The organism is uncultured Cardiobacterium sp. (genome assembly GCF_938028185.1).
GTDB lineage: Bacteria > Pseudomonadota > Gammaproteobacteria > Cardiobacteriales > Cardiobacteriaceae > Cardiobacterium.
On sequence record NZ_CALJAH010000095.1, the window covers coordinates 1 to 5,372 of the forward strand.

Annotated in this window: 4 protein-coding genes; all 4 read right to left on the reverse strand. The window is 63.7% G+C overall.

Features of this window, described 5'->3' with window-relative positions; genetic code table 11:
* Positions 1-131: 131 nt before the first annotated feature.
* A complete protein-coding gene (gene murB, locus Q0349_RS03165; RefSeq protein ID WP_298079427.1) occupies positions 132-1,121 on the reverse strand; it encodes a UDP-N-acetylmuramate dehydrogenase in 990 nt (329 codons plus the stop codon).
* 17 nt (positions 1,122-1,138) lie between these two features.
* A complete protein-coding gene (locus Q0349_RS03170) occupies positions 1,139-1,891 on the reverse strand; it encodes an RsiV family protein (protein ID WP_298079428.1) in 753 nt (250 codons plus the stop codon).
* Positions 1,892-2,251: 360 nt separating this feature from the next.
* Positions 2,252-4,591 (reverse strand): DUF87 domain-containing protein, encoded by a 2,340-nt coding sequence (locus Q0349_RS03175; RefSeq protein WP_298079429.1) that lies wholly within the window; start codon positions 4,589-4,591, stop codon positions 2,252-2,254.
* On the reverse strand, positions 4,588-5,256 hold the full coding sequence (locus Q0349_RS03180) for an HAD-IB family phosphatase (RefSeq protein WP_298079430.1): 669 nt from the start codon (positions 5,254-5,256) through the stop codon (positions 4,588-4,590). The genes Q0349_RS03175 and Q0349_RS03180 overlap by 4 nt, the downstream gene beginning before the upstream one ends.
* Positions 5,257-5,372: the final 116 nt, after the last annotated feature.

A 5,372-nucleotide genomic window follows, 5' to 3' on the forward strand; every position in this document is an offset into this window, starting at 1 on the left:
TAGCCGCAAAACCGTCGCCATCACCCGGATGGTGCGCCGAGGCGCACCCTATGGCAGATGCTGGGCGTAAGAACCTGTCAAAAACAGCTGGCGAGCAAGGCTTATTGTCTTCGGCAGCAAGCCTCCCTGTCTTAATCGTCGCCCAATACGGTGGGTTCGATATGGAGGGCGAGACCGTAGCGGCTTTGCACCGTCTGCTGGATTTCGGCGGCGAAGGCGAGGATTTCGGTCGCCGTGCCGCCGTGATTAACCAGTACCAGCGCGTGTTTGTCCGAGATGCCGACCTTGCCATCGCTCGCGCCCTTGAAGCCGCATTGTTCAATCAGCCAGGCGGCGGGGATTTTGACAGTGCCATCTGTTGCCGGGAAGGCGGGAATTTCAGGGTGTTGTGTTTGTAACGCGGCATATTGTGCGGCGCTGACAACGGGGTTGTGGAAGAAGCTGCCCGCGTTTGGCTCAACTGCCGGGTCGGGCAGTTTGCGCGCGCGCAGGGCATTGACGGCAGCGTGGGCGTCCGCCGGGGTGCGCAAGCTGTCCGCCTGTTCGCGCAGGCCGGGATAGGCGGTGTGCAGCGCGCCGCGTTTGCCAAGGCGCAGGGTGATGGCGCTGATGATGTAGCGTTCGCGCCAGTCGTGCTTGAAGCGGCTGTCGCGGTAGGCGAACTGGCAGGCGGCGGCGGGGATGTCGCGCAGGCGGCGTTCGTCGCGGTCATAGACCTGGACGCGCTCAAGGATGTGTTGCAGCTCAATGCCGTAGGCGCCGATGTTTTGTACCGGCGCCGCCCCCGCGCTGCCGGGAATGCGGGCGAGATTTTCCGCGCCGTACCAGCCTTCGCCCGCGCTCCAGGCGGCGACCGCCGCCCAGGGCTCGCCCGCCTGCACTTGCAGCAACACGCTGTCCGCGTCTTCGCCGATGACGCGCTGGCCACGATATTGCGGGCAGAGGATGCGCGTCGTGATTTCTTCGCGGCAGATGGTGTTGCTGCCGCCGCCGAGGATGCGGTCGCCACGCGCAGCGGTACGCCATTCGTCGGCGCTCTCTATCAGCACGAGTTCGCGTGCGATGGACGGGCAGGCGAGGCTGTGGCGGGAGGCGAGGTCGGTGTGATGGAGGGTTTGCATGGGGTCGTGCGGGGTGTTTATTGCGGCAGGTAGGTGTCTTTGATGATGCCGCGCAGTTTGTCGTAAGGCAGGGTGATTTCTACCTGTCCGGCAGCATAGCTATTGACGGCATAGGGTACGTAGGAGAAAACGACGCCATCCGCGCTGAAGTAGAAGTTGTCGGCTTCGTGCAGGGTTTTGACGTACTCGCGCTCGTAGTCTTCCAAGTCTTTGGCGGCGGGGTCAAAATTGACTTCTTTTTTGTATGCCGCGTCCAGCAACGGATAGAGCGCACTTTTGTCGCCTTGCAGCAGGTCGGCGAGGGTCAGGCGGTGGTCTTGTTCGTCAAAAACGTGGTAGGTGGTACCGCCGCTGCCGTGTGCGCCGCCAAGATATAGTGAGCTGGATATGCTGAACTGCTCCAGCACGCCGTGATGGCCGAGGTAATCCGGGGTGTAGCTGGTTTCGTAGTTGTGGGTTTCGCTGCACAGCGATTCTTTGTCGCTGCCTTCTTCGTAAAATCCCTTGATGCTGTCGATGACGAATTTTTTGAGGTCGCCCGGTGTGGGCGCGTCGCGGTTGAGCTGCGCATCAATTTGCGGGCGGTTGGTTTTGATTTTTTTCACATCTGTGCTGATATTCACCTGATAGTCGCAGGTTTCGGCAAAGCGTTTGTAATCGGGATTGTCATCGTAGTCGCTGGCGGCAACGAGGTCGAGCGTGTAGTACAGGCTGGCAGCGTGGGCGTTGGCAGCGGCAGCGAGAAGCAGGACAAGGGTTTTGCGGTTCACGGGTTTTCCTGGGTTGTGACGGGAGAGGATAGTTTACAGACACCTGGGCGCTCGATGCGCTTGTAATTGGATCCGGCAGAGATGGTAGCGCAGCATAACCGCCCGTGTCGTGGCGGGCGGTTACGGGCTTCGCCCTAACCGCCCCTACGCGGGCTGTTTACATTTTGTTTTGGGTGCCGTCGCTACGCAATTTTTTACACCCCCTCCCCCCGCTTCGCAGGGGAGGGGGATTCAAATTGTAAACAGCGTCCGGTATGCGAGCCCAAACAACATCGGCGGCAGTAATGCTTAACCCCACCCCAGCCCTCCCCCGCAGGGGAGGGAGCCGTCTGGTGGTTTATATATGCCTGGGCGCGCCAGTTATCCCAACGGGACGTAGCCCAGCGCGAGGCGTTCGATGGTGATGTCGCTTGCCTTGACGTCGATGGTTTTTTCTTCAAGCGGCAAGGTCGCCGGGTCGTATTGGTCGCGCAGGGTTTGCAGCTCTTGGGCGAGTGCCGCTTCCATTTGTGCGATTTGTTCGGCAACCAGCGCTTCGCGCGCGCTGGCGGCGGCGATGTCCTGTCGTTCTTTTTGGATTTTGCCCGCGCTTTTGATGGCGGTCTGGGTTTTGGCGATGGTGCTCGCGGAAAGTGCTTTGCGGCCGGTGAAGGCGGAGAGCAGCGCGCCGCCAATGGCGAGGCCGGTTTGCAAGAGGCTTTGGTTGCTTTGGCTTTTTTCGCGTTCGACCGCCGCTTGGGCGGTTTGTTGTTGTTTGGCGAGCGCGGTTTGTTGTTTGGCGTATTTCAGGCGCAGCGCGGCAATGGCGGCGTCGCGTTTTTCGTGCGCGGCGGTGGCGAGGCGGTTGCGGAAGGTGTCCGCGTCTTCGCCGGGGTTGCTGTAGCTGTCCAGCGCTTTGTTGTAGTAAAGGGTGAGGTTTTGGTGTTGGCGCAGGTGGGTGGCGAGTGTTTTTTCGGCGGTTTTCCACGCGGCGGGGTCGCTGGCAGCGGCGGGCGCAGGGTGGTGTTGGCAGGGTTGGTGCGGCGCGGTTTGCAGTTGGTCGGCGGCAACGGGTGCAGTTTGGCTTTGGCTCCAGTCAATGCCGCCCTCATTGATGGGCGCTTGGAGCAGCAGGGTTTGTTCGTGGCGGGTGTTGCTTTTGGCGTCGCGGTAGTAGAGGTGGACGCTGGCGAGTGCCACGGGGTAGTAGTGGGTCATGTCGCTGCCGCTTTCACTTGGCAGGTAGTAGCGGTTGATGCCGGCAGGCAGGGCGGGCGGCGGGGTGTCGCCGCTGTCGTCGCGGGGGGCGGCGGTTGTGGTCGCGCGGCGCGGGTCGGCGGCGGTGATGGCGCGGATTTGTTCGCGTGAGAGGGGGCCGGCGAGGTAGCTCATCGCGTGGCGGCTTTGCAGGATGCAGGGCGCGGCTTCGTGGATGTTGTGCAGGAGGAAGCGGCGTTTGTCGATGTGGTCAAACCATTGGTCGAGGGTGGCGCGGTCGAGTCCCTGGGTGGCGGCGCTGGTGAGGCCGTCAGCGACGCGGGCGCGGTCTTGCGCGGTTTGCATCCGCCCTATGAGCCAGGTGCCCGCGTTGGCAAGGGCTTTGTAGTCCAAATCTACCGGGTTTTGGGTGGAGAGGATGAGGCCGAGGCCGTAGGCGCGCGCCTGTTTGAGCAGGGTGAGCAGCGGTTTTTTGCTGGGCGGGTTGGCGCTGGGCGGCAGGTAGCCGTAGAGTTCGTCCATGTAGAGGATGGCGCGCAGGGTGCTGCTACCGCTTTGGCGGCGCATCCAGGCGATGAGGTTGCCGAGCAGCAGGGTGACGAGGGTCATGCGTTCGGCGTCGCTTAAATGGGCGATGTTGATGATGCTGGTTTGCGCGCGGTTTTGCGCGTCGTAGAGGAGTTGTTGGCTGTCCAGCGGTGCGCCTTGCAGCCAGGCGCTGTTGCCGGGCGAGGCGAGCAGGGTGTTGTAGGCGAGTGCGAGTTTGTCGCGCATTTTCGGCGGGCAGATTTGGGCGACGGGCAAGACGCCGATTTGTTTGATGGGCGGGTTTTGGATGGCGGCGATGAGTTGGGCGAGGTCGAGGTCGCGGCCTTCGTCCCAGTAGTGTTTCAGGAGGTGCGAGAGGTAGAGTTGTGCCGGGGCGGTGCTGTCGCCTGCCTCTTTAATGAGGGCGAGCAGCGCGGCGGCGGTGCTGTCGAGAGTGTCGGCGTAGGTTTCGCGGTCGTCGCGGATGGCGGGGTCGGGCGCGCCGAGGTGGGCGAGCAGCGACAGCGGCAGGCCGTGTTCGCCGCCGGGGGTGTAGATGTGGACGGGGTTGGCGGCGGCAAGCGCTTGTTGGCGGGCGGCGTTTTGGCGGCTGGCGTCGATGCCGTCGCCCCATTTTTGCGCGGTCGCGGCTGCCCATTCGTCGGCGGTCTGGCCGGTTTGTTTGAGGCTGGCGGCGTCGGCATAGGGGGCGAAGTCGGCGGCGCGGCGCGCGGGGAAGTTGAGGGCGAGGTTGCCGAGGTCGCCTTTGGGGTCGATGGCGATGACGGGGATGCCGTCCAGCGCGGCTTCTTCGAGCAGGGTGATGCCGAGGCCGGTTTTGCCGGAGCCGGTCATGCCGATGATGACGGCGTGGGTGGTGAGGTCGGCGGCGTCGTAGAGGACGGGCGTGCCGGGCTCGGGCAGGATTTGGTCGCCGAGGTAGAACTGGCCGATTTTTTCGGGGATGGCGGTCATGGGGTCTCCGGGGTGAGCAGGGGCAGGAGGTCGCGCAGGTCGGTGGCGGTGCTGTAGTGGTCAGCGGCGGCGCGGACGGCAGCGCGCTCAACCACGCCACCGTAGCCGATGATGGTGTCGGCGGCACCGGGCGCGCGCGCTTCTACGTCGCTCATGCCGTCGCCCACCATCGCCACGCGCTGCAGGCCATTGGCGCGTTTCCAGGCGGCAATGATGGCGGCTTTGCCACCGCTGCCGGTGAGCGGGCCGGGCTCGAAACCGCTGTAGTCGCCGTTTGCGTCGAATTGCAGGCGGACGGCGAAGGTGTCGGCAGGGGCGACGCCGAGCGATGCGGCAAGCGGCAGGATGGCGTCGAGGATGCCACCACTGACGATGGCGACCTTGATGCCGCGCGCGTGCAGGGTGGCGATGGTTTCGCGCGCGCCGGGGACGGTGCGGTCAAGGTATTGTTGGGCGATGGTGGCGAGGTCGCGCTGGCGCGGGCGGATGAGAGCGAGGCGTTCACCGTAGATGGCGTCCAGCGGCACTTCGCCGTTCATCGCGCGGTGGGTAAGCGCGCTGACCTGGTCGGCAACGCCGGCGAGTGCGGCGAGTTGGTCGATGCCTTCGAGGGCGGAGAGGGTGGCGTCGCAGTCAAAGGCGATGCCGTCGTAGAAGTTGGGCATGGCGGGATTCCTTTTGGTTTTTGGATTTTGTGTTTAGGGTGGGGGGCAAGTCCCACCCTACGGTTCATGATGTATATAGCAATCCTCACAAAGCCCTGTACGGCGTTGCGCCGCCT